The organism is Enterocloster sp. OA13 (genome assembly GCF_022440595.1).
GTDB classification, from domain to species: domain Bacteria; phylum Bacillota; class Clostridia; order Lachnospirales; family Lachnospiraceae; genus Enterocloster; species Enterocloster hominis.
Window position 1 is genome coordinate 3,928,129 of the sequence record NZ_JAKNTF010000001.1, and the last position, 26,395, is coordinate 3,954,523.

The window sequence follows — 26,395 nt, forward strand, 5'->3', positions numbered from 1 at the left end:
CTGTCAATCTGGACCGTAATCCTACAGCACCTTGCTGAGGAAGGATTTCAGTCTCTCATTCTTCGGATTCCCAAAGAACTCCTCGGGAGCGGCTTCCTCCATGAAGTACCCCTCATCCATGAACATGACGCGGTTGGCAACCTCCCTGGCAAAGCCCATTTCATGGGTAACCACCACCATGGTCATCTTTTCCTTTGCAAGGTCGCGCATAACGCTTAAAACCTCGCCCACCATCTCGGGGTCCAGGGCGGATGTGGGTTCGTCAAAGAGCATCACATCCGGCTTCATGCAGAGCGCCCGCACAATGGCGATACGCTGTTTCTGGCCGCCGGAGAGCTGGCTTGGGAATGCATGGGCCCTGTCAGCCAGGCCAACCCGCTCCAGAAGCTGCATGGCTTCTGTCTCCGCCTCCTGCTGGCTTTTTCCCTGCAGTTTCATGGGGGCGAGGGTCAGGTTCTTCATGATGTCCATATGTGGGAACAGGTTGAACTGCTGGAACACCATCCCCATCTTCTGGCGGTGCTTGTCAATATTGACCTTGGGGTCCGTGATATCCGTGCCTTCAAAGAAAATATGTCCCTGGGTGGGTTCCTCCAGAAGATTGAGGCATCGCAGGAAGGTGCTCTTGCCGGAGCCGGACGGCCCCACCACGAAAACCACGTCACCCTTGTATATATTTACATTAATTCCCTTTAATACATGGATGCTGCCAAAGCTCTTGCCCAGGTCCTGTACCCGGATTAACGGCTCGTTATTCATATTAGCGCTCATTCTGCCTTAACCTCCTCTCCAGAATCTGAATCAGCTTTGTAAATATCATGACAATGATAAGATAAATCAGGGCAACTGCAATCAAGGGCATGAACGCGCTGTATGTCCTGCTTCGGATGATGTCGCCGCCCTTGGTCAGATCCTGGATTGCGATATATCCGGCCACGGATGTCTCCTTTAACAAGGAAATGAACTCGTTGCACAAGGTGGGCAGCACGGTCTTAAATGCCTGGGGCATGATGATATACCACATGGTCTGGGCATAATTAAACCCAAGGCTCCGTCCTGCTTCCATCTGGCCCGCGTCAATGGACATGATGCCGCTTCGGAATATCTCAGCCACATATGCGCCGGAATTGATGCCAAAGGCCAGGATGGCCACCAGGACCTTGTCAATCCTGATGCTGCCAAAGAGCACGAAATAGATGATTAACAGCTGTACGATTACAGGTGTGCCGCGGATTACGGTCAGGTACACTTTGCAGATGGCATTTAACAGCTTCAGCTTGTGGGTCTTTTCGTAGGTAGAGCGTATCATGCCCACGATAAAGCCCAGGACAATTCCCATCAGGCAGGCAAAAAGTGTAATAATCAACGTTGTCTTGAGACCGTCTGTCAGATACTTCCAGCGGTTCTCAGAAACAAAGTTCAGGTAAAATGCATCTGTAAACGTGTTCCACATGCTCATCATCCTCTGCTCTCTATTCTATAGTTAACCCGTAAAAACTGCCGCAGCCTGCCGGAACAGATCCTGTTTCCTTCCCGCAGCCTGCGGCAGTCCAATACCGGCCCATTATGCCAATGCCGGCACTCTCATGTCGTTATGTCAGTAGTCCCGGCTGATTACTCCGCCTTGATGTACTTGGCAACAATCTCATCCAGGGTTCCGTTATCCTTAAGGGTCTTTAATGCGCCGTTAATCTTCTCCAGCAGCTCGGTGTTGCCCTTCTTGACAGCGATTGCATATTCCTCATCGGTGAAGGATTCCTCAAGGATCTTCAGGCCCTCGGTCTGTGCAACAAATGTCTTGGCCGGCTCGCCGTCGATTACAACAGCGTCAATCTTGCCCTGGCTTAATGCCTGGACAGCCTCAAAGCCCTTGTTGTAACGCTCTACGGTGGTGCCATCTGCTTCCAGGTCAGACACATAGATGTCGCCTGTGGTTCCCTGCTGCACGCCTACGATAACGCCTGTCAGGTCATCCGGGGAAGCGATTGCGCTGTCTTCCTTTACGATGATCTTCTGGGAAGCCTTTGCATAAGTATCAGTGAAATCCACGGACTGCTTACGGTCTTCCGTCACAGTCATGCCTGCCAGGCCCATATCAGCCTTGCCGGAAGTAATCTCAGGAATGATGGAATCAAATGCAATGTCCTCAATCTCCAGTTCCATGCCCAGCTCGTCAGCAATGGCCTTTGCAATCTCTGCGTCGATACCGACGATTTCCCCGCCGTCATGGAATTCATATGGCGGGAACTCTGCGTTGGTTGCCATCACCAGTACGCCGCCAGCTGCTTCTGTCCCAGCTGCCTCTGCGCTTGTTTCCTCTGTCTTCTCAGCTGCGGTTGTATCGGCTGCATCAGCATTTGCAGTCGTATCAGCTGCTGTGGTCTCTTTTGCACCGCCTCCGCATGCGGTCAGGGAAGCTGCCATAAGTGCTGCCATGGTCAATGCTAAAACTTTCTTCTTCATAATTACTCTCCTCTTTTCTTTTATGCATCAAAATGCATAACTATAAAAAAATTATTAACGTTTTATATTATAAAGCATTTTTAAAGTTTAGCAAGAGGAAAATACGGGAATCCGCCTTATTTTTATAATTTCCGCTGTTTTTCCGGCCATTCCCGGCAGGATGCCTGTCAGCCGGACTTCTGTCCTGCCGCCAAGAGGAGATGCTTGGCCAGGACCGCCGTGGTCACCGCGCCGACGCCTCCCGGGACAGGGGTTGCCATGGATGCGGCACCGGAAATGGAGTCCATATCCACATCCCCGCACAGCTTCCCGTTCTCATCCACATTGATGCCCACATCAATCACAACCGCGCCCTGGCCCACATACCTCTTATCCAGCATCTTGGCCCGCCCCGCGGCAGCCACCAGGATTTCCGCGGACCGGCAGGTGCCCTCCAGGTCCGCTGTCCTGGTATGGCAGATGGTGACGGTTGCATTTTCCTTGAGCATCAGCATGGACAGGGGACGTCCCACCACCATGCTGCGTCCCACAATGGTAACGCGTTTTCCGCTTATGGCAATCCCGTTGGCCTTCAGGACCTCGATGACAGCTTCCGCCGTACATGGGGCAAATCCCGTGCCGTCCCCTGCAAATACCTTTGCGATATTGGACGGCGATATCCCGTCCAGATCCTTTGCCGGGTCAATCATCCGTTCGATATCCGCCTCACAGATCTGTTTTGGAAGGGGACGCAGCAGAAGGATTCCGGTCACATCCTCATCCTGGTTGATGTTCCTGAAGGCTTCCTTAAAATCCTGGTCGCTTATGTCCGCGGGGAATACATAGGACTGCACCCTCAGCCCAAAGCCCTCCATTTTTTTGATGGCCCCCCGCTCATATGACATGTCATCCGGGCGTTCCCCCACCCTGACGATTGCCAGCTTCGGTACATTCCCCCCCAGTTTTTCAAGCATCCGGGCTGCCTGTTCCTTTATCTTTGCAGATACCTCTGCGCCTTTCAGTAATTCCATGGCTGTCTTCCTTTCTGACTTTCTGAAAATGTATGTTCTTTTACACGCCCCGGGCCTGTCCGGACATGCATCCCTCCCGGCGCAGCCCCTATCTCAGCTGATCCAGCACCCTGGCGTAAATCCGGTCCGCCCACGCAGTCCCCTCTTCAATCAGCTTCCCGGCCCTTGCGTTCAGTTCCTCCGCCTTCTCCCTGTCCTTCATGGATCTGGTGTTAATATACACATTCATGACCGCTCCTAAAAGCGCGGTGCGGATAAACTGCACGCCCACGCCCACATCGCTGACCGCAAGGCGGCTGCCCTTGTCCCCAAGGATTTCAAGGATACCCAGCATGGCAGACGCATGTTCCATGATCTCAAGGGGAACAAGGCTGGCATCCAGAAGACGCTCTTCCATGACCGTTTCCTTATAAGCCTTTTCTTCCTCCGTGGCAGACGGAAGTCCGTAGCACTGTGCCAACGGCGCAAATACTTCTGCGTCCCGGTCAGCCAGCGTGACAAAGACGGCCTGAAGTTCCTGCATCCGTCCGAGAAGTTCCTTTATCTCTTCTTCCACGCCCGCGTACTTTTTCTTTCCAATGGTCAGGTTCGCAACCATCTGTCCCAGGGCATTGCCCAGGGCGCCTGCCAGGGCGGAAGCCCCTCCGCCGCCCGGTATGGGTTCCTTGGATGACAGGACCTCCAGGAATCCTTCTATTGTTTTCTGTTCAACCATTCTGTTCTCCTTCCTTTATCCTTTTGTTCATATTGGACTGCAGTCCGATTATGTCACGATGTCACACAACCTTAACCCCCATCAGCTTGGCAAGTTCCGCTGCCTGGAAAAGATTCACCTTCACACCTGCAAGCTCCGTATACTGGTCTGATACCATTATATTGTCAATGGTGCAGTCTGACAAGTCCATTCCTCTCAGCATGGTCCTGAAAAAATCCACGCTGGTGAAATCCGTCCTGGAGCATATGGTTTTCTTGAACCTGACCTCGGACAGGAACGCCTCCCTTAAGCTGCAGCCCGTTATCTCTGAGAATTCCCAGTAAGCCATGGAAAAATTGGCGTACCGGAACTGGCTGTCCGTCAGCTTCACCCACTTAAAGCTTGCATTGGAAAAACGGCTTCCATCCCCTTTGCAGCCCTCTGCCCTTGTATTTTTCCAATAGCTGTCCACAAAAGAGCTGTTGGAAAAATCACATTTATCAAACACCACATTGCAGAAGGATGCCCCCGTAAAATCACAGTCCGTGAACCTGCATCTTACGAAATGGACGGAATCAAATTCCAGCTTCTGCCCACTGACAGAGTCAGCTGTTTCATCCGTGTATGTCCGGTCTGATACAGGCCATTCCTCTGCGGCCGCCTGCAGGATTTCTTCTGTTAACATAGTCTTCCCCCTATCTGTTGGACTTGGCGCAGAGTTCCTCCACATCCAGGCGTATGACCGCTGTCAGCTTAAGCATGGGGTCCGGGTATTCCCACCGTCCGCCTCCCGCCATGTGTTCCATGATGCAGTCCAGGCCATGGCGTTTCTCCTCCGGGTCATCCACCATGGTAATCCTTCCCTTGCCCACAATACTGCTATATTCAAACGAAAAACCGCACGCCTCATCAGCCGTCACCAGGCGGTGGTCCGTATCCATCTCAAAACCAGCGTATCCATTCTGGCGTATCAGATCAATCTTACGCCCCTGGGCTGCGCCGTGAAAGTAAAATGCCTTCCCGGCCTTGTCATATCCGAAATTCACAGGCACGATATATGCACATGCCCCATCTGCAAAAGCAATCCTCATGCACTGGCAGGCATCGATGATTTCCTGTATCCGGTCACTATCCGTGATTTCCCTGTCTTTTCTTCTCATGTCCGTTTCTCCCTGTATTGATTTGTCAAACCATTGTTTCATCCAAAAGCCGTTTCAAAAAGTATTCCCTGTTGTTTATGAACATTTCCGTTACCTGGTAGCTCTCCGTCTCCTCATAGCTTACCGGTTCCAGCTTCCCGTTGTCAAAGGACAGGATCTGGGCCCCTGGAATGCCGAGGAGGATGGGCGAATGGCTGGCAATGATGAACTGCGCCCCGCCTGCCGCCAGCTGGCAGATATGGATCAGCAGGGTCAGCTGCCTCTGGGGCGAAAGGGCTGCTTCCGGCTCGTCCAGGATATACATCCCTTTTTCCTCAAAGGTATTCTGCATCAGGGCCAGGAAGCTCTCGCCGTGGGACTGTTCATGAAGCGAACGTCCTCCGTACCTTTCATAATACCACTTAGGGTCGTCCCCATCCCTGTATTCCTCTATCTGGGTAGCAACATTATAAAAGCTCTCCGCCCTCAGGAAAAAACCATGCCTTGGCCTGTGTACCCCTTTAATCAGGGTAATGGCGCCGTAAAGCTCCGAATGTGTCTGTCTGGTGGCAAAGTTAAAATTCCTGCTTCCTCCCTCAGGATTAAATCCATAGGCCACCGCAACCGCTTCCAAAAGCGTGGATTTCCCTGTTCCGTTTTCCCCCACGAAAAAGGTCACATTGCTGTGAAGCCGCAAATCCCTGATACCGTGGATTGAAGGAATATCCCTGACATAGGAATCCTCATCCACCTTATCCCAGTCAATCCTTATTTCCCTGATAAACATATCTGACTGCCCCATTCCATGCATCTCCCCTGTGAACACCGCGCCCTTAAACCTGTATCCGCGCCCTGCTGCCCCCGCTCTTTTCCTTCACCACCACAATCTGGCGCTCAATCCGTTCCTTTAATTCCGTTACATGGGAAATGATTCCCACCAGCCGTCTTCCCTCTGCCAGGTCCCCCAATGCCTTCATTGCAAGGTTCAGCGTATCCTCGTCCAGGGAGCCGAAGCCCTCGTCCACGAACATGGTGTCCAGGCGTATGCCGCCTGCCGCGGACTGGATTTCATCGGACAGCCCCAGGGCCAGGGACAGGGATGCCTGGAAGGACTCTCCTCCTGACAATGTCTTGACGCTGCGCTGGGTGCCGTTGTAATGGTCAATCACGTTCAGGCCAAGGCCGCTTTTTCCGCGGTTATCCTCCTCGGTGCACCGCTTCAGCTCGTACTGGCCCCCGCTCATCACCATGAACCTGGTATTGGCCCGTGCGATGATCCGCTCAAAATACGCCATCTGTACATATGTCTCAAACGTGATTTTTTCCTTTCCGCCCACTTCGCCCGAAGCAGTATCGGACAGGGATTTGACCCAGGTCCACTGCTGCTGTATTTCCTCCATGGCGTCCTTCTGCTTCAATATCCGTCCGTATGCGGTGCGGTTGGTTTCCAGGCGGTGATGGATACGGCTCTTTGTCTGTTCCTGTGATTCCAGTTCAGCCCTTACCCTGCCCTGGGCAGCGGATAGTTCCTCCATCTGCCTGCCCAGTCCCAAAGCAGTCACTTCCCCGTCTATCCTGGCATCCTCCAGCTGCGCCCTCAGAGCTTCCATGCGCGACCTGGCATCGGCAACCTTCTGGTTTACTTCATGATATACTTTCTCCGCTTCCCTGTAGGCCTTTTCCCCGGCCTCAAAGGCCGCCCGTTTGCCAGCCAGTTCCTCCTGGGCCTGTTTCCTGTCCTCAAAGGGAAGTTTTCCAGCCAGTTCCTTTATCTGATGTTCCAGGCCTTTTTCCCGTTCTTCTGCTTCAATAAGAAGTTTCAGGGCCTCCTGCTTCCTCTCCCCTGCTTCCTCCAGGGATTTCTGATGGCCCACACGCCCTTTCTCCAGTTCTTCCTTATGTTTCAGGCGGGCGCGGCAGTCCGCGGACCGCTTTTTCGCAGCCGTTTCCTGGCGGGCCAGCTGGTCCTTAAGTTCTCCCAGCATGTCCTCCCATACTTTGAGGAAATGCTGCCGGCCCCCGGGGCTGGCAGCATTGCCGGATGGACTACTGACCGCCCCTTCATCCGCCCTGCATTCTGCCTGGTTCAGGCGTTCCCGCCACGATTCCTTCCAGGACCCTACCTCGGCATCAATCTGCTGCCTCATCCTGATATAACGCGTTTCCAGGCCGCCTGCCAGCCTTCCGGCCTTAAGGCTTAGTTCCGAAGCCTCCCTGGTCCTGGCTTCAGAATCCTTTGCGGCCTGGTCTACCAGTTCCTTTGTCACATCACCGTCAGAATATGGGCCTTGGAAGATGGTTTCGGGCTTCATCCCGCCCGGAACCGTGTCTGCCCGGACTGTGTCTGCCTGAACCTCACCTGCCCAGACCGCGTCTGCCCGGACCTCACCTGCCTGTCCTGCGTCTGCCCGAATCTCACCTGCCCGTCCTGCGTCTGCCCAGACCTCACCTGCCTGTCCTGCGTCTGCCCGAATCTCATCTGCCCGTCCTGCGTCTACCCGAATCTCACCTGCCCGTCCTGCGTCTGCCCGAATCTCATCTGCCCGTCCTGTTCCTGCCGGAGCCGGATGCACGGTGGAACCGCACACCGGGCATGGTTCGCCCTCTGCCAGTTCCCTTGCCAGGATTCCGGCCTGGTTGTCCAGGAAACGCTGGTACAGGCTTCTGTATACCTGGTCCGCCCTGCGCCGCTTCCCGTCCGCCTCCCGGTAGAGTTCCTGGGCCTGCTCCAGGTTTTTGCGCTCCCTGTGGTATTCTGAAAGCTCCCTCACAAGGGAATCCACCCTTATCCTGTACTCAGCCAGCTTCTCAATGGCTAACCGGGATGCCTGGTAATCCTCCCCGGCCGTCTTAAGGTCCGCCAGTTCATTGTCATCCTTTAAAAGCTGTTCCCGCCACCGCGCTTCCTCCTCCTGGGTCCGGAGCGCCATGGCCTTTAGCCCGGCAATCCGCTTAAGGCATTCTTCCCGGCCCGCGGTCAGGCCGTCATACTGTACGTATGACTTCATGGCCTCTTCCATCTTTGTGATGGTGACCATCAGGATATCCCGCTCTGCCTGGCCTTCCTTTTCCTTATTATAATTGCATTGTGCAGCCGCCAGCCTGGGAGCCTCCCTGTCCAGGACCAAACGGGCTGCTTCCATGTCCTTTAGCGCCTTTGACGCTGACTGCGCCTTTCCAAGCTTCAGTCCCAGGGCGGACATCTCCTCACGGATGGCCTTCATCCTCCCGTCTGCGGCATGTTCCTCTTCCATATCCGCCGTAATCATCTGTTCCAGCAGCTCCAGCATAACCTCAAGGCTTCCCTTTTGCGCTTCCTTCCACCGGATTGCCAGGTCCGCCCTCTCTTCGCCGGGAATGACGCCGTCCGTATACTGCCCAATGCTCTTCCTGGTATCTGCATACTGCCCATACAACGCCTTAGCCTGGTCCTTTAACTTCTCCTGGAACTGCTGGTAGGGCCTGGTTCCGAAAATCTCGCGGAATATGGTTCCCCGGTCCTCTGTCTTACCGGAAAGCAGTCTTGAGAAGCTGCCCTGTGCCAGCATGGCAATCTGGGAAAACTGTTCACGGCTCAGCCCCAGCAGGGTTTCGATCTCCTGGGTCACGGCCTTGTCCCCTGTAATCACGCGTCCGTCCGGCATACGCAGTTCTGCATCCGGCTTCTCCTTTGTCTCCCCTTCTCCCCTCTGCTTTGCCCGCATGTATTCAGGATTGCGCCGCACACAATATCCTGCCTCATTGTATACAAACGACATTTCCACAAATGTCCTTGCGTCCATGGGCGCATATTTGCTCCGCAGCATCTTTGGCCTGCGTGCCTCTCCGCTGGCATTTCCATAGAGGGCAAATGTAATGGCATCAAATATAGTGGTCTTTCCCGCGCCTGTATCGCCTGTAATCAGATACAGGCCCCGGTCCCCTAAGGCATCCATATCCAGTTTCATTTCCCCTGCATATGGCCCGAATGCGGATATGGTTAATTGTGTCGGTCTCAATGTACATCCTCCCAGATCATTTCCATCAGTTTTAAGGAAAACTCCCTCTGCCGGTCACTCATGGGCTGGTTATTCTGAAGTTCATACAACTCCCCGAACAGCTCCATGGGCGATTTGCGTATCTCCCCCGCCTTATCCACGGACTGCCCCGACCTGGTGCGCTGGTTGTCATAATCCAGCTTCATCACATTGGGATAGATGGACCGCAGTTTCCCTATGGCATCCAGTATGTCATCTTCATCCGTCAGGGTGATATGCAGGTAGTCATCCACCGCGGTCCCCTGGTAAAATCCCAGGTCCGTCACCTGTTCATAGCTTCCTTTTATATTGCGCATATCGTGCAGCGGCTTAAGGGGCCTGGTGGATACGGTCACATTTCCCTTTTCCAAAAGTTCCACTACGGTTACGGACTTCTTATGTCCTGCTTCGGAAAATGAATACTTAAGCGGGGTGCCGCAGTAGCGCAGGGTATCCCTACCAATCCTCTGGGGTCCATGGATATGCCCCAGGGCCACATAGTCAAAATCCCGGAACCAGTCCGCGCCCACCTGCTCCAGCCCTCCGATGGACAGTTCCTCGGAGTCACAGGCCGAGGCCCCCATGACAAACTGGTGGGCCATCAGGATATTGCGTTCACCGGGCCTGAAGCCATCCTTAGTCATGTGCGCCAAGGCACAGCCCACCCCATCATCAAAGCCCTGGATTTCCTCATCCGGGAAACATCGCCGTACCATGGCCGGCTTTATGAAGGGCAGCATATAGATATATACACTGCCGTAAGCATCCTTAAGCTCCACCGGCTCCACATGGCCGTCATACACCGGGGCCATATGCACCCCTCTGCCCACCATCAGCTTCCCGCCAAAGGCCAGACGCTCCGGGCTGTCGTGGTTCCCGCTGATTACAAACACAGGCACGCCGCTGTCAGCCAGGCTGGTGAGAAATGCATCAAATACCTGAACCGCCTCGGCAGGAGGCACCGGCTTATCGTATACATCGCCTGCAATCAGCACAGCCTCCGGCTTCTCCTGGCCGATGATGGACAGTATCTCATTCAATATATATTTCTGATCCTCCAGCATGGGAAATTCATTGACACGTTTCCCGATATGGAGGTCAGACAGATGAATCAGCTTCATATATCTTCCTTCCTATTATTTCCTTATTCCCCAATATCCACACCATTGTACCCAACATCATACCACGCTTGCCACATCCATTACAAGCATTTCCATTGCATGGAAATGGACTCTGTGGTAAATTAATACTATCATACAATGAGGTGAACCAATATGAATCCAATGCTTATCCTACAGTTAAGACCAGCCTGGGAACAGTTTAAGGGCAACCACCCAAAGCTGCTGAATTTTGTAAAGGCAGCCTCCAAAGACAGCTTCATAGACGAAGGCTCCCTGATTGAAATCAGCGTCACCAACAGCGCCGGAAAGACCATTGCATCCAATGTACGTGTGAAGGGGGATGACCTGGCCTTTCTGTCCGCACTAAAGGATGTGCTGGAAGGGGATTAACGGGACTATCAGGACTCTATGAGTCAGATGAGCCAGGTGCGCACATCCATGGTGTAAACGCAGATAGTGAAACATAAAAAGCGGCGTCAGACGGTTCCCGGTAGTTAGGAATCATCTGACGCCAGCTTTTTATTTATATCGTTCCTCAAGAAACTCCCATTGGTCCTTTCTGTCTCCGTGTTCAAAAAGGAACTGTTCAACCGGGCAGACTTTACTATCGTCCTTGGAGGATTTCACAAGGGGGATTACCTCTTCATAAGTAACAGCAATCCCTCTTTCATTCAATATCCTTAACCCGCCTTCTGATACCCTGGCTGCATGGCATTCCCTGATGGGAATCTGCTCCGCCATGATTCCCATGGCAATGCCGGCCTGATTGGCATAGAGGACCAGATTTCCGGTTCCAGTCAAACCGCCCTCATAGTATGCGTGATACATGCCTGCCACCGGGCTTTTGTCTGTTTCCCATATGATGCTGCCGGAATCATCGGTCAGGATTGCAAGGGCTTCCCTGGTTGACACCTTCTGTAACAAATCCTCTCTCATCATGTCACCTGCTCTCACCTTTACAGCCTGTCAGCCGCCTCCTTGATTCTTCTTAATCCTTCCATGACAACCGCCCTGGGCGCTGCAAAGTTAAACCTCATGAACCCGCTTCCTTCTTTTTCCCCAAAGGTGGTTCCGTCATTTAACAGTACCTTGGCATCCTTAAACATGAAGTCTTTTAATTCCTTCTGTGTTTTGAAGCCAAGGCCGCGGCAGTCCATCCAGATCATGAAGGTTGCTTCCGGATTAACTGCATGGATTTTGGGGATGTTACTGTTAATGTATGCAACCGCCTGGTTCTTCGTCTCATTTAAGTATGCGACACACTGGTCCGCATAGTCATCCCCATGGTTATAGCATGCCATCAATGCAACATTTCCAAATATATTGCGTCCCATGCCCTTTTTGTAAGTCTGTTGGTTCATCATCCTGCGGTAGATTTCTTTATTATGCGTAAACCATGCAGCGGTACGGAAGCCAGCCACGTTGAAGGTCTTGGCAGGGTTTATGAATGTCACGGAATGGTTGGCAAATTCATCTGAGATGCCGCAGAACGGAACAAATTCATGTCCGTCAAAAATGATATCCGCATGGATTTCATCCACACCGATCATCACGTGATTGCGGATACACAGCTCTCCCATCCTTACCAGTTCCTCCCTGGTAAAGCATCTGCCGGTTGGGTTCTGGGGGTTGCAGATAAAAAGGATTTTTACCTTGGGGTCCGCTAATTTTCTTTCCAGGTCCTCAAAGTTAATTTCATACCGTCCGTTAATCAGGTCCATTTCATTGTAGACAAGCTGGCGTCCGTTATTTTTCACCAGGTCATGGAACGGAGGATACACCGGGGTCTGAAGGAGGATTTTATCGCCGATGCTGGAAAATTCTTCTGTAAACCAGATCATGACCGGTATCACACATGGTGAGAAATCTATGTACTCAGGATTCAGGTCCGTATCATGCCTCACCTTATACCACCTGGCAATGCTTTCCTCAAAAGCAGTATCAATATACGGATAACCGTAGTGGTTAACCTCCACACGCTCCCTTAAGGCTTCCGTCACTTCAACCGGGCTTGGGAAATCCGTGTCCGCAATCCAGAATGGAAGTACATCCTCCGGGCACAGGGACGGGTCATACTTCTTTGCATCGGTTCCTCTTCTCTCTACACCTTTATCAAAATCATATATTATCTTACTCATGATGAAATCTCCTTTTCCTTATTTAATAATAGCATATTATCGTCCATTTTAGACAATCGCATATGAAACAATCAGGTTACATACAAACATGACCACGGCCGGGACAGAGCACCTTTTCACAATGTCCATGATATCCAGTTCCGCCATGCCTGAGATGGCAATCACAACGCCCGCCACCGGTGACATACAGCGCCCGATACCGGATGACAGCTGCATCGGAAGTGCAATGGTGGCAGTGGAAACCCCCATCTGGGCCGTCACATCCGGCACCAGCGGACCAAAGGCATACCAGGACGCATTGCCTGAACCCAGCAGCATGCCTGCAAAGAATGTTATCATGGACATCAATGCCATGGTAATAATAGGAGCGCTCTTAACAGCTGCCAGGGTATTGGATATGATTGTGATACCGCCTAACAGTTTGATGGCTTCCGCGAAAACCGCCGCGCCAATCAGGATACTTACAACATTGGCAAATGAGTTCCCCATTGCTTTCATCACAACGCTGAAATCAGCCGTCACTTCTTTCCTGTCCCTTCTCCTTACCAGTTCCAGGATGAATACGAAGAACAGTCCAATCAGGTTGGCTGTAACCACATCCAAGCTGATGGAGGGTATGAAGCTGAACACGGTAATCAGCACCAGGGGTACGATGGGGAGCAGCGCATAGCACGCGGGGCAGCTGGCATCCTGGGGCATCTGCGCCTTTGCCACGGTCCCTCCGGCTGATACGTCCTTTTTGTCCATATGCCTCAGATATATGGGCAGGAACACGGCACAGATAAGGATAAGTATGGCTGCGGTCTTCCCCTGGTAGGTAAGGAAATAATCCATCATGGGCATTCCAACCACATTCTCTGCTGCAAATATCGCGCTTGAATCATTGGGGCCCCAGTCGACAAAGCCACACATGATCATGACCGTGGCAGCGCTCAGTTTACTGATTCCCAACGAGGTAAGTATGGGGAATGCAATGGCCATTAAAAGCATGGCCAGGCCTGCGTGGCTTGTAATCACCAGCTTTAACAGGGTGCCGATGATAAAGAGCATGCTTAAAACAATATATGGGTTCTTAATCTTCGATAATGGCTTGGTTGCCAGGTATGCCAGCTTTGTGGACGCCCCGATATGGGACATGTAAACAGCGTATCCTGTTACCATCATCAGGGTCAGTCCAACGCCGGATGCATTGGACTTAAATGCATTGGCCGCATAAGCGAACACATCTATGACAGCATTTCCGGTAGTCTTATCCCCCATGATTGAATGACCGCCAATGATAGCCGATATCAGCAGGATTGCCATACCTGATACCAGGAATACAAATACAGAATTATACTTTTTGATTACCAGCGTTGCAACTATTACTATGTATAGCAGCGTTAATATCACAGCTATGGTATTATTCATTCTACCTCTCCTGTCTCTTGCGGAAGGACTGTTTTTATGTTCCGGAAAATAATACAGATTCCACAATTCTTTCATGATTAGTTTTTCCCAAACCGGCCTGCAGTACCGGTTTGTGTAATGATACAGGTATACAGGACTAAGGTTTATTGTTTAGATTCTTAACCTTTAGTTTAGTATGTATACCTCTTGTTTAGATTCTAAACCTTTTAATATCTATTGTCAATATTATTTATACACTTTGTCAATATGCACGAATATGATACCTATATTTTGTGCAATATATCTAATTTTATTCTTATAAAATAAAATACTCCCTTATACCGCCTGCCCGGAAAGCAGCAAAGGAGCCGCAGCAACCGCTGCGGCTCCTCAACCGTCTTATCAGTCATATATCCCTATGGGATTCGTGCCATAGGGTTCTTATTATGGGCTTCTTATTATGGGCTTCTTACCACATACTTCTGCTATTTATCTCTTCCTGGCCTTCTTCTTTTCATTCCTCTTATCCTGGACCCTGCGCCTTATATCCAGCCATGCCTCAAGCACGCGGAACGTGGTATTGATTTCATCCTCGGAGAACTGTTCCCTGACCACATCCATTGACTCGCCAAACCCTACCTCATCGTACCTGCGGTGGGCTTCATCCAGTTCTTTTCCTTTATCGGTCAAGAACAGATGGTAGCGGTTATCATTCTCAGGATCCACTTCCCTGTAAACCAATCCTTTGCTTTCTACCTTTTTCAGGATTTGGGAAACCGCGCCTTTGGTCTTTCCATAATCCCTTGCAAGCTCAGTCACCGTAATTCCATGGTGGTCGGCAATATGCTTTAACGTATGTACCTCTACCGAAGTATAGGCTTCACCTGTTCCATAATCATGAGGCACTTTTGTAGAGATATAAAAGTTCGAGACCTGGTGCAGTATATCGACCGCCTCTACATCGTTATATGATTTTCTTGCCTTCTCATCCATACTTATACTCCTAATCCTGCAATATACCTTATCCGCCTTACCATGAATTGTTAAAGCATTGTTAAAAGTATACTATATTTAGATATCAAAGGCAAGTTTTTATTCAGTCCGCTTCAGGTACTCCATAAACGAACTGCCATTTTGAGGCGCCTTTACACCAAAGGAATCACACACACTTGCACCCACATCAGAAAGGGTCTTCCTGGTCCCCAGCATCTTTCCGGTCACGCCCTTTTTATATACAAGAAGAGGTACGCACTCCCGGGTATGCCTGCTGTGTCCGATTGCAGGATCGTTGCCATGGTCCGCCATGACCAGAAGCACATCCTCACCGGTGAGAAGGGGCAGCAGCTCCCCGATTCCCTTATCCGCTGTCTCCAGTATCCGTTCATAGACGGCTGGGGACTGGGAATGCCCGGCCAGGTCTGTTTCCTGGATATTCGTGCAGATGAATCCCTTCTCCATATGTCTAAATTCATTTATGGTGTGCTCCATGCATTTTGCAGTCGGCACGCAGGAAATGCTTTTCCCGCCGTTGTTTGACACAATGTCCGCCACCTTTCCAATAAGGGTCACGGGTATCCCGGCGCCTGTAAGTATGGTTGGGGCCTGTACATTTTCATCAACCCCGTATCCCAGGTGAAGGCACTGGTAGCCCTGCCTGTATGATTTGGACTTTGCTGACGCGATTCCGATAAAGGTATTGTCCTTTATCTCCTCGGCGGCCCACAGATCCTCCATGGTGTTCCCGGTCCCGCCAAACACAATCACACGGCCCACTGTCACCACCTGGCGTACCAGCCGCCCAATCCCATACTCCTTTTCAAATGGAATATAATCCAGGGGAGCCGTCACATTGTAGCACATTCCCAGGTCTGCCTCCAGGTTGTCTGCCACTGTCACGTAATCGTCACAGAGCACATAGCGCAGACCCTTCCGCTCAATGATTTCCACCTTGTGCCCATGTTCCCTCAGATGGGCCGCCACCGCGTCCACCTTTTCCTGAAACGGATGGACATCGGGTTTGCGCGGGAATGTACCCATGATTTCCTGATGCCCCATAAAGGTATCGGCTCCAAAATGCATCAGCTCCAACCGGCCGAAATTGGCATCCCCTGACATCTTCATCCGGCTGCTTTCAGCGCCGTAGGCATTCATCAGCCCCAGCTTCTCCAGGTTTGGAAGCTTCATATCAGGATCATGCGCCAGGATGCTTCTCAGTGTATTGGCCCTCTCGTCCCCAGGGCGCGCTGTCACGGCATCGTCCATTGCCCCTATCCCAAATCCGTCCAACACGATTACAACAAATCTCTTCAAAATTCATCCTTCTTTCTTCCCTGGCTGTCATAAATGCCCACAATCCCAGGACACCCTTCCTGGATTCCCTTTACCAGGACCACATCGCTTCTTGTAACAAAAATCTGGAACCGGAACGCCATCACGGCCGTGTCCCCCACCGCGCATTCCTCAGATATTCCAAAATGATAGTCAATGCTCTCATCGGTGGGTGGTATCACCGTAAGCTCCCTGCTGTGCCCAAGGGACGTGCCCACCCGCACCTTCTTAACATGAGACCGCCTATAATGACCGCCTCCAAAGCAATATGCATTGCCCATGAAATTATGGGAAATCTCACTGACATATACCACGGCCGGCCTTTCCTCCAGTTCATATACCGCATGCATGGGCGTTGTCCCGCTGAGCCCATGTCCCGGCTCCCCGCAGTTGCCTCCAAACTCCGCCATCCTGTCAATGGTCCTGCAGCAGGTGGCTGACGGGGTATTGATTAACGCTATGTCAATGCCGCAGGTCTTCAGGATCTCCACCGCACATTTTACCGTCTCCAGGTTTTTGGTGGGCAGCACGTCCCCGGCCTCCCCGTCATAGAGATAGCAGGGAAATGAAGTCACGCCCTTTATCTCAAGATGGGGGCACTCCGTCTTAATCCAGATAGCGGTCTCCTTCAGTTCATCCAAATGGAATCCCGCTGTCTGTCCGGAATATATCATGTCAAAATCACCATATACCCGCAGCATCACCGCCTGCCTGCATCCAAGACCGGCTGCCGCTGCCTCGATTTCCCTGGCCTTTTCCCTGGAATAAATGGTCATTACCTCTGGTTTATATGCCACCAGTTCCTTAATGAGGGCCCCCGGCGCCTGCACCAGATGTCCCACATTTCCGATGGGAATCCGGTTTTTCATCATCACAAGGGCTTCCCTGAAATCCACAACCACCGCGCCGCTGTAACCCATTTCCATCAATGCCTTTGCCAGATATGGGTTCCGTCCAATCTGTTTTAACATGAAGTACAGCCTGATATGGTTCTGCCCTGCCTTTTGAAGGAGCCTGCGGGCATTTTCCAGAAACACATCCACATCCACCAAATAGGAATCCGGGAGTATCTTCCCCTCCTGATGAAGCATGAACGCGGTTTCCACTAATTGGGGATTCCGTCTGATTGTCTGGTCCAGAAACATCTACTTCACCCTTTCTACTGATTCCTTTATGATTCTTAAGATTGTATCCGCCCCGGCACGCATGGGGTTAATCCTTATCATGCGGTGTTCCAGGGTGGGGTCGGCTCTACGGAAGGTGCCGGAGACCCGGTAGAACATGGGAATCATCTCGTATTTTGATTCCGCGCCAACGGGATTGGGGGCAGCCCCCAGTTTCTCCGCCTCCGCCAGTACCTGTCCTGCAATGTCTTCCTGGAATTCCACCAGAAGCACCTTGGACTGGGCGTTTGCCAGAAATGCATCCCTGACCTGGGTAATCTCGCCTGCCTTCAGCCTTTTTACGCACTCCTCGCCTACCTGGGCTTGGATTGCCAGCGATACGGGCGCATAAACCAGGCCGTGGAGCACATCCAGGGCCTCATGCCCCTGGGTCTGCATCCCTCCGGAATAACTCTCCGATATGAGACGGTCTATATAGCGCTTCCTGCCCGCAATCACCCCGATGCCCTCTGGCCCCAACAGCTTGAAGGCCGAAAAACAGGACAGATCCGCGCCGCACTGCACTCCGATGTCCTTTACCTTCATTACCGCATAATTATCATCGGTTAGGACCGGGATATCCCTTGTACGCTTGATGGTCCTGACAACCTCATGCATATCATAGCGGTCATCCAGCTTCTGCCTGGTATACTGTACCAGCGCCCCCTTGATATCAGGATGGGCATGAAGGACTGCCTCTATGTCCGCCAGGTCATTAAAATCCGCCTCCACCGGAATCAGCCCCAACATTTCAAAGGATGTGCCCGTGGTATTGTAAACCGGCGCTTTGTGCACCAGTATCTTATCCCCGCATGCCAGCATGGCGTGAAGCCCGAACCGTATGGCGCCGCTTCCGGCACCCCGGACCAGGACACATGCTTCCGTATCAAAAATACGCGCAATCACCTTTTCCACCTTGCTGGTCGTAACCGGCTTATTAAGCCCCATCACCACGCCAAGGTCACCTCTGTTTAAAAACGCGTGTCCTTCAAATTCTCTTGTAATACAATCCGTCACTTTAAACTGAAGCTTTACTGCCTCCTCAAGGGACAGGCTGTTAAGCGGATATGTCTGCATGTCTGAAACCTCCTAATCATACTGTCTGCCCAGAAGAATCCTCTTCGGATTCTCCTTTAGCAACATGTCTATCTTCGCCTGTGTAAATCCCACTTCCAGCAGCAGGGGGATGAATACTTCAAACATATAAGCATATCCAATCCCTCCCCTGGACTTCAGGTGGGATTTCCTTGTAATATCCATGGAAAGCACCACCTGGGAAAGCATTCCCTCCTGGTCAATCCGCTTCAGGGCCTGTGCGCGGAAGGTATCCGGGCAGTAATTCAGTTTTCCCACTGTGTCAAAGCCTACATTGACGCCCCTCTTCAGGACATCAAGGATAACCTCCACGTCCTGGGATAAATCCATGTGCCCAATAATGATGTCCTCCGGCCTTACCCCATGTCCAATCAGATAATCCGCCTGCTCTGCGCCCATGGTTCCCAGCGTGGTATGGGTTGTCACCGGCGCTCCGGTCCTTACAGCGGCCAGGGCCACGGCGTCAAATACCTTCTGCTCCATATCCGTCATCTGCCGGTTGCTGGTTCCGGATTCCCCAATCACAGACGCACGCATCCCCGTATCTCCCGGTACAGACTCCCATGGGCCGTTAATACCCTGTGTCAGTTCCTGTTCCATCATAAACCCCAGTTCCTCCACAGACCGCCCGTATACACAGTCCGGCAGGAACGGCTCCTTGTAAAACCCCGTGGACACAAGAATGTTGATTCCTGTCTCCTCAGACACCCGCCTGATGTACCCCACATCCCTGCCCATCCCCAAGTTGGTCACTTCCAGTATATTCCGTACCCCATATCCGTACAGGCTTTTAAACTCTTTCACAGTTTCCTCAAAACAGGTAAGCCTGCAGTCCTCATCCTTTTTCACGCCTGACAGATCAATTGTCACATGCTCATGCATCAGCGTATAACCATCTGCTAGTTTCATTTTTTTCTCCAACCCGTCCATACTTGACAATTCTTTATCTATTCCCCGAGAAGCCCTTCCTCTAAGGCCCCATAGGAAAAATAGGCATCCATGTTCCTGAAATACCTTTCTATCAGTTCGTCTTCTACCTTCGGAAAATCCTCTGCAATACTGAACATTTTTTCTATCTTCTCTTTTTTTGACTCACACAGCAGCACATAGCCGCTTGCAAAGGCATTGTCTGGAATGCACAGGGCTGTTGCACCAACCATATTGGCCACCCTGATTAAAAATTTGCCGCTTTTTAACTGATTCTCCTGGGTTTCCTCATCAAAATGGCCAAGAATACTATCTCCTATACCATTTACATCAATCTTTTTTTCGTAATGAATCAGCACGTCGCAGCCAGGAAGATACTGTTTCAGGAAATCAATCATCGGCTCCCTGCTGTTATCAAAAACAGGAAAATCCACTGTTTCTATCTTTATCTTGGTTTTTTTATGAATCTTTTCCGGCAGTTTTTGGTGTTCCTTCCATACTTCCGGGCAGATTACATGTACAGGCATATCGTTTTCCCTTAATTCAAGGCAGATTCCGGCGGCTTTCTTTATTACAGCTAAGTCCCTGGTAATAAATCCCAGAGATGGCGTAAAACACAAGCCATCCGTGGAACATTTCCCATACTGTTTCATATGCTCCTGTTCCATCAACGGGCTGATAAATCCGTAACATTGTACACTCATTGCCGGAGCAAGAACTGAACCTCCTCCATCCGTTCCGATTCCCAAATCATTGATTCCCAAAAATACATTGATTGCCGTACCGCTGCTGGAACCTGTCATCCTTCTTCCGGTAATGGGATTCCTTAACTGCATATCAACTGCCCTTCCATTAATACTGCACCGGTCCACCGTATGCAGTATATATCCATGGGCTTTCAGCCGCTGAATAAGCTGCAGGGGGATTTGGACCGCATTTTTCATACCGATATAATGGATATCATCATGTTTTTCCAGGGCATGGATTGCCTGAGGATATACTCTCTCTACTGAATGGTATGGATCTTTCATTGCAAGAAAGGTTTGCTGTGCATGTTTTATTATCTCATTCATCCCATGATTCCCCGCATGATTACAGGTATTACACTGGCCGCCGCTTCAGGGACAAACCCAAATGCCTTCTTTCCGTTTTCTATTGATTTTAAAATCTCATCATCATCCAGTACCCTTCCTACCATGGCAACCGTAATACATTTATCCATTCCGTTCATGGCAATCGCCATCCCCAACGCCCCTCCGGCCCCTGTCTGGCAGGAACCAAAATAATAATCCGCCTGTCCATTTTTTAACGCCAATGCCGCTTGTATGTCCTGCATGATAACCACTTCCACCTGACCGTTTCCATACTTCTCTATTAACTCAGCATTCTCTTTTTTATTCAATGCTCCACCTACAACAATCTTCATTGTACAATACCTCACTTTTCTTAAATTAACGCAAGTCCCAATACCTTAATCAGATTTGCTACAAAGCCCATAGCAATTGTAACTACCGGTCCTACAGCCATTGGTATCAGGAACGGCTTTTTGGCACACTTATTCATCATCCATACAATCATAACAATCATGGATCCAATATATGACATCCCCACTTCGTTCATGATTGCCCCCGAAGCCGTAAATCCTCCTACCAGCAGCGCCACCTCAAGAATTTGTGACATCGCATTCCTGATATGGTCTCCCAATTCCCTAAGCGCCGGGAACTTATCTAACATATTCCCGATACTTCCAAGAAAAAATGTCTCCATTGTAATAACCGCTGCTCCGCTTACAAAGGCCGCTGCACAGGTCACCGGAGTGGAGAAACCGAAAGACGCGCAAAGCATCCCTGCTGCCACAGAAAAATAGGCACCTGCCGGGGAAAATACGCCTGTTACAATAGCGGTTGTATAAACCAGGGGGATATAACCGATTGCCCGGATGAATGCAACCAGGGATGCCTGGGCAAACTCACCTTTCATCTGGAGAGGTCCTGATATTACATCCGTTGTCAATACGCATTGGGAAGATGCAACTGAAAGCAATCCACCCATAATTAAAAAGTAAATCCAGTTTTTCTTAATGCGGTTCACATTATCTGTAAAAATATTCGTCAAATCAGCTCCAATCGCATCCTGTTTTGTCCTGACTGCAAACATAATCATCACAATGCTTCCTGCAAGCATGGACATTCCATCTGCATTAAGAGAAAGCTTGAACTCCCCAATATTAAAAACCCCAAAATTTTTAATCAATACATAGACTGCTAATGTGATAACCGCAGTAATTCCGCCTTTTTTGATTCCATGCTGATATGCCACGGCAAGGGACGGAAAAATAGCAAAGGTTGCTACAACAATATCCGCTACATTTCCTATATAAGGCAGGAAGTTTACAGGTAATATGGAGAAAAAATTTGCAATCGATGACATAAAGGCAACTACCATAAGCCCCCATACCGCACCGATTACTCCTGATACGACCGTTCCTTTGGGCGTATCAGGGCACCATGTCCCTATAATATCCCCCATCAGCAAAAAAGTATGGATTATGATGATTCCCATAGCAATAGAATTTGTAAAACCAAATCCAACAATTAATCCAAAACTCACGGCAAAGGATGTGGCAGCCAGGGATTTCCGATCCATCCTCCCATTAAAATACTCCGCATATACAGGCCGGAATCCATCATTGTATACAGCAACATTCTTATTTGCTAAAATAGATGACATCGCGCCGATTCCGGCTGCTAATAAATAATTTAACATCATAACTTTCCCCTTTCTCCGTAATGGAATTACATTAATATATTACACAGATGGACCGTCAAAAAGTCGGTTTCCGCTTGTGTGAATTTTAGCGTTGTACATTCTAAAATTTTCCGGCTGACTCCACACGCCTGCGGATAAACCCGTTCCTCTTTTACTGTGTCCAAAACCTCCCGGCTGATTTGCATCTCTCCTGTATCTCCTTTCTTCATTCTTTCCCCTGCCAATGCCAGATGGGTAATCAGCATATTCAGTTTATCCGAATCTGTGCCTGCGTGTTCTGCTAAAATCAATCCCGCCGCCATCATACAGAATTCGGACACCCCACAGGAAATCATCCCCGCATCCTCCATGATTTTAAGCCTCTCCTTAACTTCAGCCATCCTATCCATTTCTTTCCCCCTTTTTTTGAATATACATTTTTTTGTACTTTGAATTATATATGAAAGAGCGGACAATGCGCTCTTCATACTCCTCAATATAGCTCCCTTTATAATTTTCGCTTTGTTATTTTAGAAATACGGCCGTCTGATGCCGTCCCTTACCTCTCCAAGAATCTTTAGCGTACCCTCCACGCTGATATACTTCATCAGCAGTTCTGCCAGATTTTCATTCCCTTTCTTAATCACCATCACCGCGGTGGAAAACATGTTACTATACTGATCCTCTGCCAGGAATACAATCTTCAGGTCATCCAGACGGTGGTTCTCAATTATATCATCATAATTCCACACACCTGCGTCAATGGTCCCGTCCAAAAGTGATGAAATCGTCTGTTGGGTCCTGATATCCACAAGATGAACCTTCCTATTTTTAATCAGGTTCCTGGTAATACGGCTCTGGTCCAGGGAATCCTCATCATAGGCCACTTTCATGCCATCCATGATTCCCTCAGCCTTCTGGTCTCGAAGCAATAGGATATGCTTGGACAGGAAGCTGCCCGCCCCAAAGTTCATCAGGCATTCAATATTCCTTCCGTAGGAAATGGCGTGCTCCGCCGCGTACTGGGATACGATGGCAAACTGGTAGGTCCCTGATTCCACCAGCTGAATCCTTCCCACAGCCCCCCTTGCATAGGCCATGTTGAATTTAAGCTTCTTTAACTGCTCATAGATGGCCGTAGCAAACCCCTCGTAGGTCTGGGAATAGGGAAGAGGCATGATGCCCATGATTTCCTGCTGCAGGCAATTCTCCTGAAGCTTCACATAATCCAATGCTTCTATGTACGTTCCCTGATGTCCATGGTGTGCCAGCGTCACCGCCCCAATGTCCTTAAGGTAATTAAAGGCGTTCTGCATGGTTCCCCTGGATACCTGGAACTCCTCCTGGTAGTAAGATATGGGCGCAATGCGGTCCCCCACATCCTTGGAGAGCAGGTTCAGGGCCAGCTTGCTGATGGTAACACCTTTTTTTTGATATAAAACCTGACTGGCATCCATTTTCATACTGTAAGCCCACCCCTTTGGTAACCTTTAACCATAACCAACAAGAATCCTTCGGTTTGAATGTACATTTTTTTGTACCTTCTATAGTGATAGAATAACACTGACTGTATAAATTGTCAAGAAATTTATCAGAAAATATTTGCAGGCAGTCCCGTTGGACCTGGCATGATTTATCCTACCTCCCCCAGCAGCGCGTCAATAATCCCCTGCGCCGTCTTCTCCTCCACCTGCAGCGTCAGTTCCGGCTCGTTGATATGCTCCAGATAATGCGCATCCGAATTACTGATAATCCTGCACTTATCCAGATACGGGTTGTCTTTCCTCAGCTGATGGAGCTTCTTTAAATCCTTTACCTCAGCCGTCTTAAACCTGCTGTCCGGAGGAATGAAGCCCAGGTTTGCAATGAGGCTGTTGGCCGTCTTATCCACATGGGCAGGGAACATGACACCCCCGTAAGAGCGCACCAGTTCCCACAGCCCGTCAAATGAAATCTCAGTAGCATTGATTAGAAGGTTTGGCTCTGTCCCGCACACCTGATCCTGCTCGTTGTATATCTGCTGCTTACCGAATATGGCTTCATTATTGGGGAATTGAATCAGCTTCCCATAGACATAGGCATCAAAACCAAGCGCTGCTTCCAGGTTGGGGAACAGGCACACCGCATGGACCTCCTCCGAGGTATTGATCTCCATGCCAGGCACTGCCAGCACGCCGTATTCTTCAGCCGCTGCCATGAACGCAGGACAGTTGCGGCAGGTGTTATGGTCGGTCAGCGCCACCGCCTCAAGACCTTTAAGGGCAGCCATGCCCGCGATATTGGCGGGCGTCATATCATCATCCCCGCAGGGCGACAGGCAGGAATGGATATGAAGGTCATAGGTCAGGCTCATCATTGCCGGGAATCACCTGCCGCAGGGGCGTTGTCCGAAGATGCGCTGTCCCCAAAGCCTCCGGCTGGACAGCCATTGCCCAGCAGCCCATATATCTGAAGCGCCGCCTCAAAGATAGGCATATCCGTGGACATCACTGTAATCTCCTGGTCCGCCGCCTTCTTCTTTGCCACCTCATCCAGGACCGCTCCTTCCGCCAGGACCACGCAGGCTGCATCCGTCAGCGCGGCCACCGCCAGTGTGTTCATGTTCCCCATGACCGTCACCCATGCGCACCCGGCAGGCGCACGGCCCATGGCAATGCTCAAAAGGTCGCAGCAGAAAGGCGTGGTAATCTCCCGCTCCAGGCCGTCCCCCTCATTCACTACATTAAATATTCCATGTTCCATCAATCCCTGTACTGTCACGGTGAATCCTCCTCCTCGTCCTTTTTATCCAGCAGGGACATCTCATCCGATATCCTCTGTATATATTCCTTCAGGATGCGCAGGGTCTCCTGGCCTCCCCTGTCCCCGGCATGGAGGTCGTCAGCCAGTACCGACACTTCCTCGGACAGCTTGTGCAGGTTCTCCCTCAGATAGTAGACGCAGTCCGTCTCAATGGCATTGCCCCTGACAATATCCTCTGCCAGCGCCTTACAGGTAGGCGCGCCGCAGGAACCGCAGTCCAGCCCGGGGAACTTCTTCATCAGCCGCTCCACCTGGTTCAGCCTGGAAAAGCTCTCCATCATATTGTTGCCCAGGTTAAACACAGGCTCATACTCAACCCCGGTGGTCCACTTGATCAGCCGCTCCTCGCTGTCATGCATGTGGCTCCTGGCCACCGGCATGTACTTGCGCAGGCGTTTTAATTTCACCTCCGCCACATAAGGGTTCTCCACGGTCAGCACACCGCCCACACAGCCTCCGTTGCATGCATTCAGCTCCACGAACCGCAGGTTGGTGAACTTTTGGTCCTCCATGTCCTCCAGCACCCGGATAACGTTCTCAATCCCGTCCGCAGCCAGATAATTCTCCGTGAACAGGCCGCTGGCCTCCCCGCCGCTGTGTCCCCAGCTGATTCCTATCTTCCCCGAAGTGCCGATGACAGGATAATCCTCCCCGGCCACTGCCTTCATGCAGGCCAGAAGCTTGGGATAAACATCCTTTATGGCCAGCACATGGTCCACCTGGCTTTTTTCCGTCCCAAGGGGCGACTTTACATAGGTCACCTTGGACGGACATGGGGAAATGAACATGATTCCAATCTTCTCCCTGGGAAGCCCCGTATCCTTCATGGCCTTCTCCGCCGCCAGGATACCCGCCACCTCCACCGGCGGATTGAGGGGCAGGAGATGGGGAATCAGGTTGGGGAAACGCACGCGGATCAGGCGTACGACGGACGGACAGGCAGTACTGATAAGAGGCAGCTGCCCCTCATGCTCGGATATGTACTGTCTGGTGGCCTCGCTCACCAGTTCCGCTGCCGCGCTCACCTCAAACACATCGTCAAATCCCATCTTCACCAGGGCGTTGAGCACGATGTTCACATCATCCAGATTGTTGAACTGGCTGTAAAGGGACGGCGCCGGAAGGGCCACCGTGTATTCATACTGTTTCATCACATCCATCTTGTCATAGGTGGCAAGCTTTGCATGATGTGGGCAGACCCTGATACATTCCCCGCAGTCAATACAGAACTTATTGTTAATGCTGGCTTTTCCTCCCCGCACCCGTATGGCCTCTGTGGGACAGCGTTTGATGCAGTTGATGCATCCCTTGCACAGGGATTCGTCCAGCCTCACAGAATGGTAAAATTTATCCATATCAACC

27 protein-coding genes are annotated in these 26,395 nt (G+C 50.8%); 1 reads left to right on the plus strand and 26 read right to left on the minus strand.

Features of this window, described 5'->3' with window-relative positions; translation table 11 throughout:
• Positions 1-21: 21 nt before the first annotated feature.
• The 10 genes from MCJ35_RS17420 to MCJ35_RS17465 all read right to left on the minus strand — a co-directional run bounded on the left by MCJ35_RS17420 (position 22) and on the right by MCJ35_RS17465 (position 10,443).
• Positions 22-771, minus strand: a complete 750-nt coding sequence (locus tag MCJ35_RS17420; RefSeq protein ID WP_008718763.1) for an amino acid ABC transporter ATP-binding protein — start codon at positions 769-771, stop codon at positions 22-24.
• The gene (locus MCJ35_RS17425) at positions 761-1,453 is read right to left on the minus strand and encodes an amino acid ABC transporter permease (protein WP_025486203.1); all 693 of its coding nucleotides are present in this window, start codon (positions 1,451-1,453) and stop codon (positions 761-763) included. The genes MCJ35_RS17420 and MCJ35_RS17425 overlap by 11 nt, the downstream gene beginning before the upstream one ends.
• Before the next feature lie 161 nt (positions 1,454-1,614).
• Positions 1,615-2,463 carry a basic amino acid ABC transporter substrate-binding protein gene (locus MCJ35_RS17430; protein WP_008718767.1) on the minus strand — a complete coding sequence of 283 codons (849 nt, stop codon included), beginning with the start codon at positions 2,461-2,463 and terminating at the stop codon, positions 1,615-1,617.
• A gap of 167 nt (positions 2,464-2,630) precedes the next feature.
• Complete coding sequence (locus tag MCJ35_RS17435) at positions 2,631-3,473, minus strand: bifunctional 5,10-methylenetetrahydrofolate dehydrogenase/5,10-methenyltetrahydrofolate cyclohydrolase (RefSeq protein ID WP_008718769.1); 843 nt, start codon at positions 3,471-3,473, stop codon at positions 2,631-2,633.
• Positions 3,474-3,561: 88 nt separating this feature from the next.
• Complete coding sequence (locus MCJ35_RS17440; RefSeq protein ID WP_008718771.1) at positions 3,562-4,188, minus strand: cyclodeaminase/cyclohydrolase family protein; 627 nt, start codon at positions 4,186-4,188, stop codon at positions 3,562-3,564.
• Positions 4,189-4,249: 61 nt separating this feature from the next.
• A complete protein-coding gene (locus MCJ35_RS17445; protein ID WP_008718773.1) occupies positions 4,250-4,852 on the minus strand; it encodes a pentapeptide repeat-containing protein in 603 nt (200 codons plus the stop codon).
• Between the two features lie 10 nt (positions 4,853-4,862).
• Positions 4,863-5,327, minus strand: a complete 465-nt coding sequence (locus MCJ35_RS17450) for a pyridoxamine 5'-phosphate oxidase family protein (RefSeq protein WP_025486200.1) — start codon at positions 5,325-5,327, stop codon at positions 4,863-4,865.
• A gap of 25 nt (positions 5,328-5,352) precedes the next feature.
• Positions 5,353-6,108 (minus strand): AAA family ATPase, encoded by a 756-nt coding sequence (locus MCJ35_RS17455; RefSeq protein ID WP_008718776.1) that lies wholly within the window; start codon positions 6,106-6,108, stop codon positions 5,353-5,355.
• Positions 6,109-6,139: 31 nt separating this feature from the next.
• Positions 6,140-9,304, minus strand: a complete 3,165-nt coding sequence (locus MCJ35_RS17460) for an AAA family ATPase (RefSeq protein WP_025486198.1) — start codon at positions 9,302-9,304, stop codon at positions 6,140-6,142.
• Positions 9,301-10,443 (minus strand): exonuclease SbcCD subunit D, encoded by a 1,143-nt coding sequence (locus MCJ35_RS17465; protein ID WP_025486197.1) that lies wholly within the window; start codon positions 10,441-10,443, stop codon positions 9,301-9,303. The genes MCJ35_RS17460 and MCJ35_RS17465 overlap by 4 nt, the downstream gene beginning before the upstream one ends.
• Before the next feature lie 153 nt (positions 10,444-10,596).
• Here MCJ35_RS17465 and MCJ35_RS17470 point away from each other — a divergent pair, with 153 nt between their 5' ends.
• Positions 10,597-10,833 carry a hypothetical protein gene (locus MCJ35_RS17470; protein WP_025486196.1) on the plus strand — a complete coding sequence of 79 codons (237 nt, stop codon included), beginning with the start codon at positions 10,597-10,599 and terminating at the stop codon, positions 10,831-10,833.
• A gap of 129 nt (positions 10,834-10,962) precedes the next feature.
• Here the strand turns inward: MCJ35_RS17470 and MCJ35_RS17475 are convergent, their stop codons facing one another.
• The 16 genes from MCJ35_RS17475 to MCJ35_RS17550 all read right to left on the minus strand — a co-directional run bounded on the left by MCJ35_RS17475 (position 10,963) and on the right by MCJ35_RS17550 (position 26,388).
• The gene (locus MCJ35_RS17475) at positions 10,963-11,382 is read right to left on the minus strand and encodes a DUF1893 domain-containing protein (RefSeq protein WP_227797294.1); all 420 of its coding nucleotides are present in this window, start codon (positions 11,380-11,382) and stop codon (positions 10,963-10,965) included.
• Positions 11,383-11,399: 17 nt separating this feature from the next.
• Complete coding sequence (locus MCJ35_RS17480; RefSeq protein ID WP_081739230.1) at positions 11,400-12,581, minus strand: MalY/PatB family protein; 1,182 nt, start codon at positions 12,579-12,581, stop codon at positions 11,400-11,402.
• A 48-nt stretch (positions 12,582-12,629) separates the two neighbouring features.
• Positions 12,630-13,991: a C4-dicarboxylate transporter DcuC gene (gene dcuC / locus MCJ35_RS17485; protein ID WP_025486192.1), complete on the minus strand. Its 1,362-nt coding sequence runs from the start codon at positions 13,989-13,991 to the stop codon at positions 12,630-12,632.
• A gap of 468 nt (positions 13,992-14,459) precedes the next feature.
• Positions 14,460-14,963 carry a MarR family winged helix-turn-helix transcriptional regulator gene (locus MCJ35_RS17490; protein WP_025486191.1) on the minus strand — a complete coding sequence of 168 codons (504 nt, stop codon included), beginning with the start codon at positions 14,961-14,963 and terminating at the stop codon, positions 14,460-14,462.
• 99 nt (positions 14,964-15,062) lie between these two features.
• Positions 15,063-16,280 (minus strand): phosphopentomutase, encoded by a 1,218-nt coding sequence (locus tag MCJ35_RS17495; protein ID WP_034577727.1) that lies wholly within the window; start codon positions 16,278-16,280, stop codon positions 15,063-15,065.
• Positions 16,277-17,443 carry a YhfX family PLP-dependent enzyme gene (locus MCJ35_RS17500; protein ID WP_240299592.1) on the minus strand — a complete coding sequence of 389 codons (1,167 nt, stop codon included), beginning with the start codon at positions 17,441-17,443 and terminating at the stop codon, positions 16,277-16,279. The genes MCJ35_RS17495 and MCJ35_RS17500 overlap by 4 nt, the downstream gene beginning before the upstream one ends.
• Complete coding sequence (locus MCJ35_RS17505) at positions 17,444-18,538, minus strand: aminotransferase class V-fold PLP-dependent enzyme (protein ID WP_025486187.1); 1,095 nt, start codon at positions 18,536-18,538, stop codon at positions 17,444-17,446.
• A gap of 12 nt (positions 18,539-18,550) precedes the next feature.
• The gene (locus MCJ35_RS17510) at positions 18,551-19,465 is read right to left on the minus strand and encodes a phosphotriesterase family protein (protein ID WP_025486186.1); all 915 of its coding nucleotides are present in this window, start codon (positions 19,463-19,465) and stop codon (positions 18,551-18,553) included.
• A gap of 38 nt (positions 19,466-19,503) precedes the next feature.
• Positions 19,504-20,556 (minus strand): amidase family protein, encoded by a 1,053-nt coding sequence (locus tag MCJ35_RS17515; RefSeq protein WP_025486185.1) that lies wholly within the window; start codon positions 20,554-20,556, stop codon positions 19,504-19,506.
• Positions 20,553-20,909, minus strand: a complete 357-nt coding sequence (locus MCJ35_RS17520) for a DUF2620 domain-containing protein (RefSeq protein WP_025486184.1) — start codon at positions 20,907-20,909, stop codon at positions 20,553-20,555. The genes MCJ35_RS17515 and MCJ35_RS17520 overlap by 4 nt, the downstream gene beginning before the upstream one ends.
• A gap of 20 nt (positions 20,910-20,929) precedes the next feature.
• Positions 20,930-22,252: a YhfT family protein gene (locus MCJ35_RS17525; protein WP_025486183.1), complete on the minus strand. Its 1,323-nt coding sequence runs from the start codon at positions 22,250-22,252 to the stop codon at positions 20,930-20,932.
• A gap of 26 nt (positions 22,253-22,278) precedes the next feature.
• Positions 22,279-22,641 (minus strand): PRD domain-containing protein, encoded by a 363-nt coding sequence (locus MCJ35_RS17530; protein WP_025486181.1) that lies wholly within the window; start codon positions 22,639-22,641, stop codon positions 22,279-22,281.
• A 120-nt stretch (positions 22,642-22,761) separates the two neighbouring features.
• Positions 22,762-23,694: a GntR family transcriptional regulator YhfZ gene (gene yhfZ / locus MCJ35_RS17535; protein ID WP_025486179.1), complete on the minus strand. Its 933-nt coding sequence runs from the start codon at positions 23,692-23,694 to the stop codon at positions 22,762-22,764.
• Positions 23,695-23,864: 170 nt separating this feature from the next.
• On the minus strand, positions 23,865-24,587 hold the full coding sequence (locus MCJ35_RS17540; RefSeq protein ID WP_025486177.1) for a PHP domain-containing protein: 723 nt from the start codon (positions 24,585-24,587) through the stop codon (positions 23,865-23,867).
• Positions 24,584-24,991 (minus strand): hypothetical protein, encoded by a 408-nt coding sequence (locus MCJ35_RS17545; RefSeq protein ID WP_008718793.1) that lies wholly within the window; start codon positions 24,989-24,991, stop codon positions 24,584-24,586. Before MCJ35_RS17545 ends, MCJ35_RS17540 begins: the two co-directional genes overlap by 4 nt.
• Positions 24,988-26,388, minus strand: coding sequence for a [Fe-Fe] hydrogenase large subunit C-terminal domain-containing protein (locus tag MCJ35_RS17550; protein ID WP_008718795.1), 1,401 nt, complete (start codon positions 26,386-26,388; stop codon positions 24,988-24,990). The genes MCJ35_RS17545 and MCJ35_RS17550 overlap by 4 nt, the downstream gene beginning before the upstream one ends.
• Between the last annotated feature and the right edge of the window lie 7 nt (positions 26,389-26,395).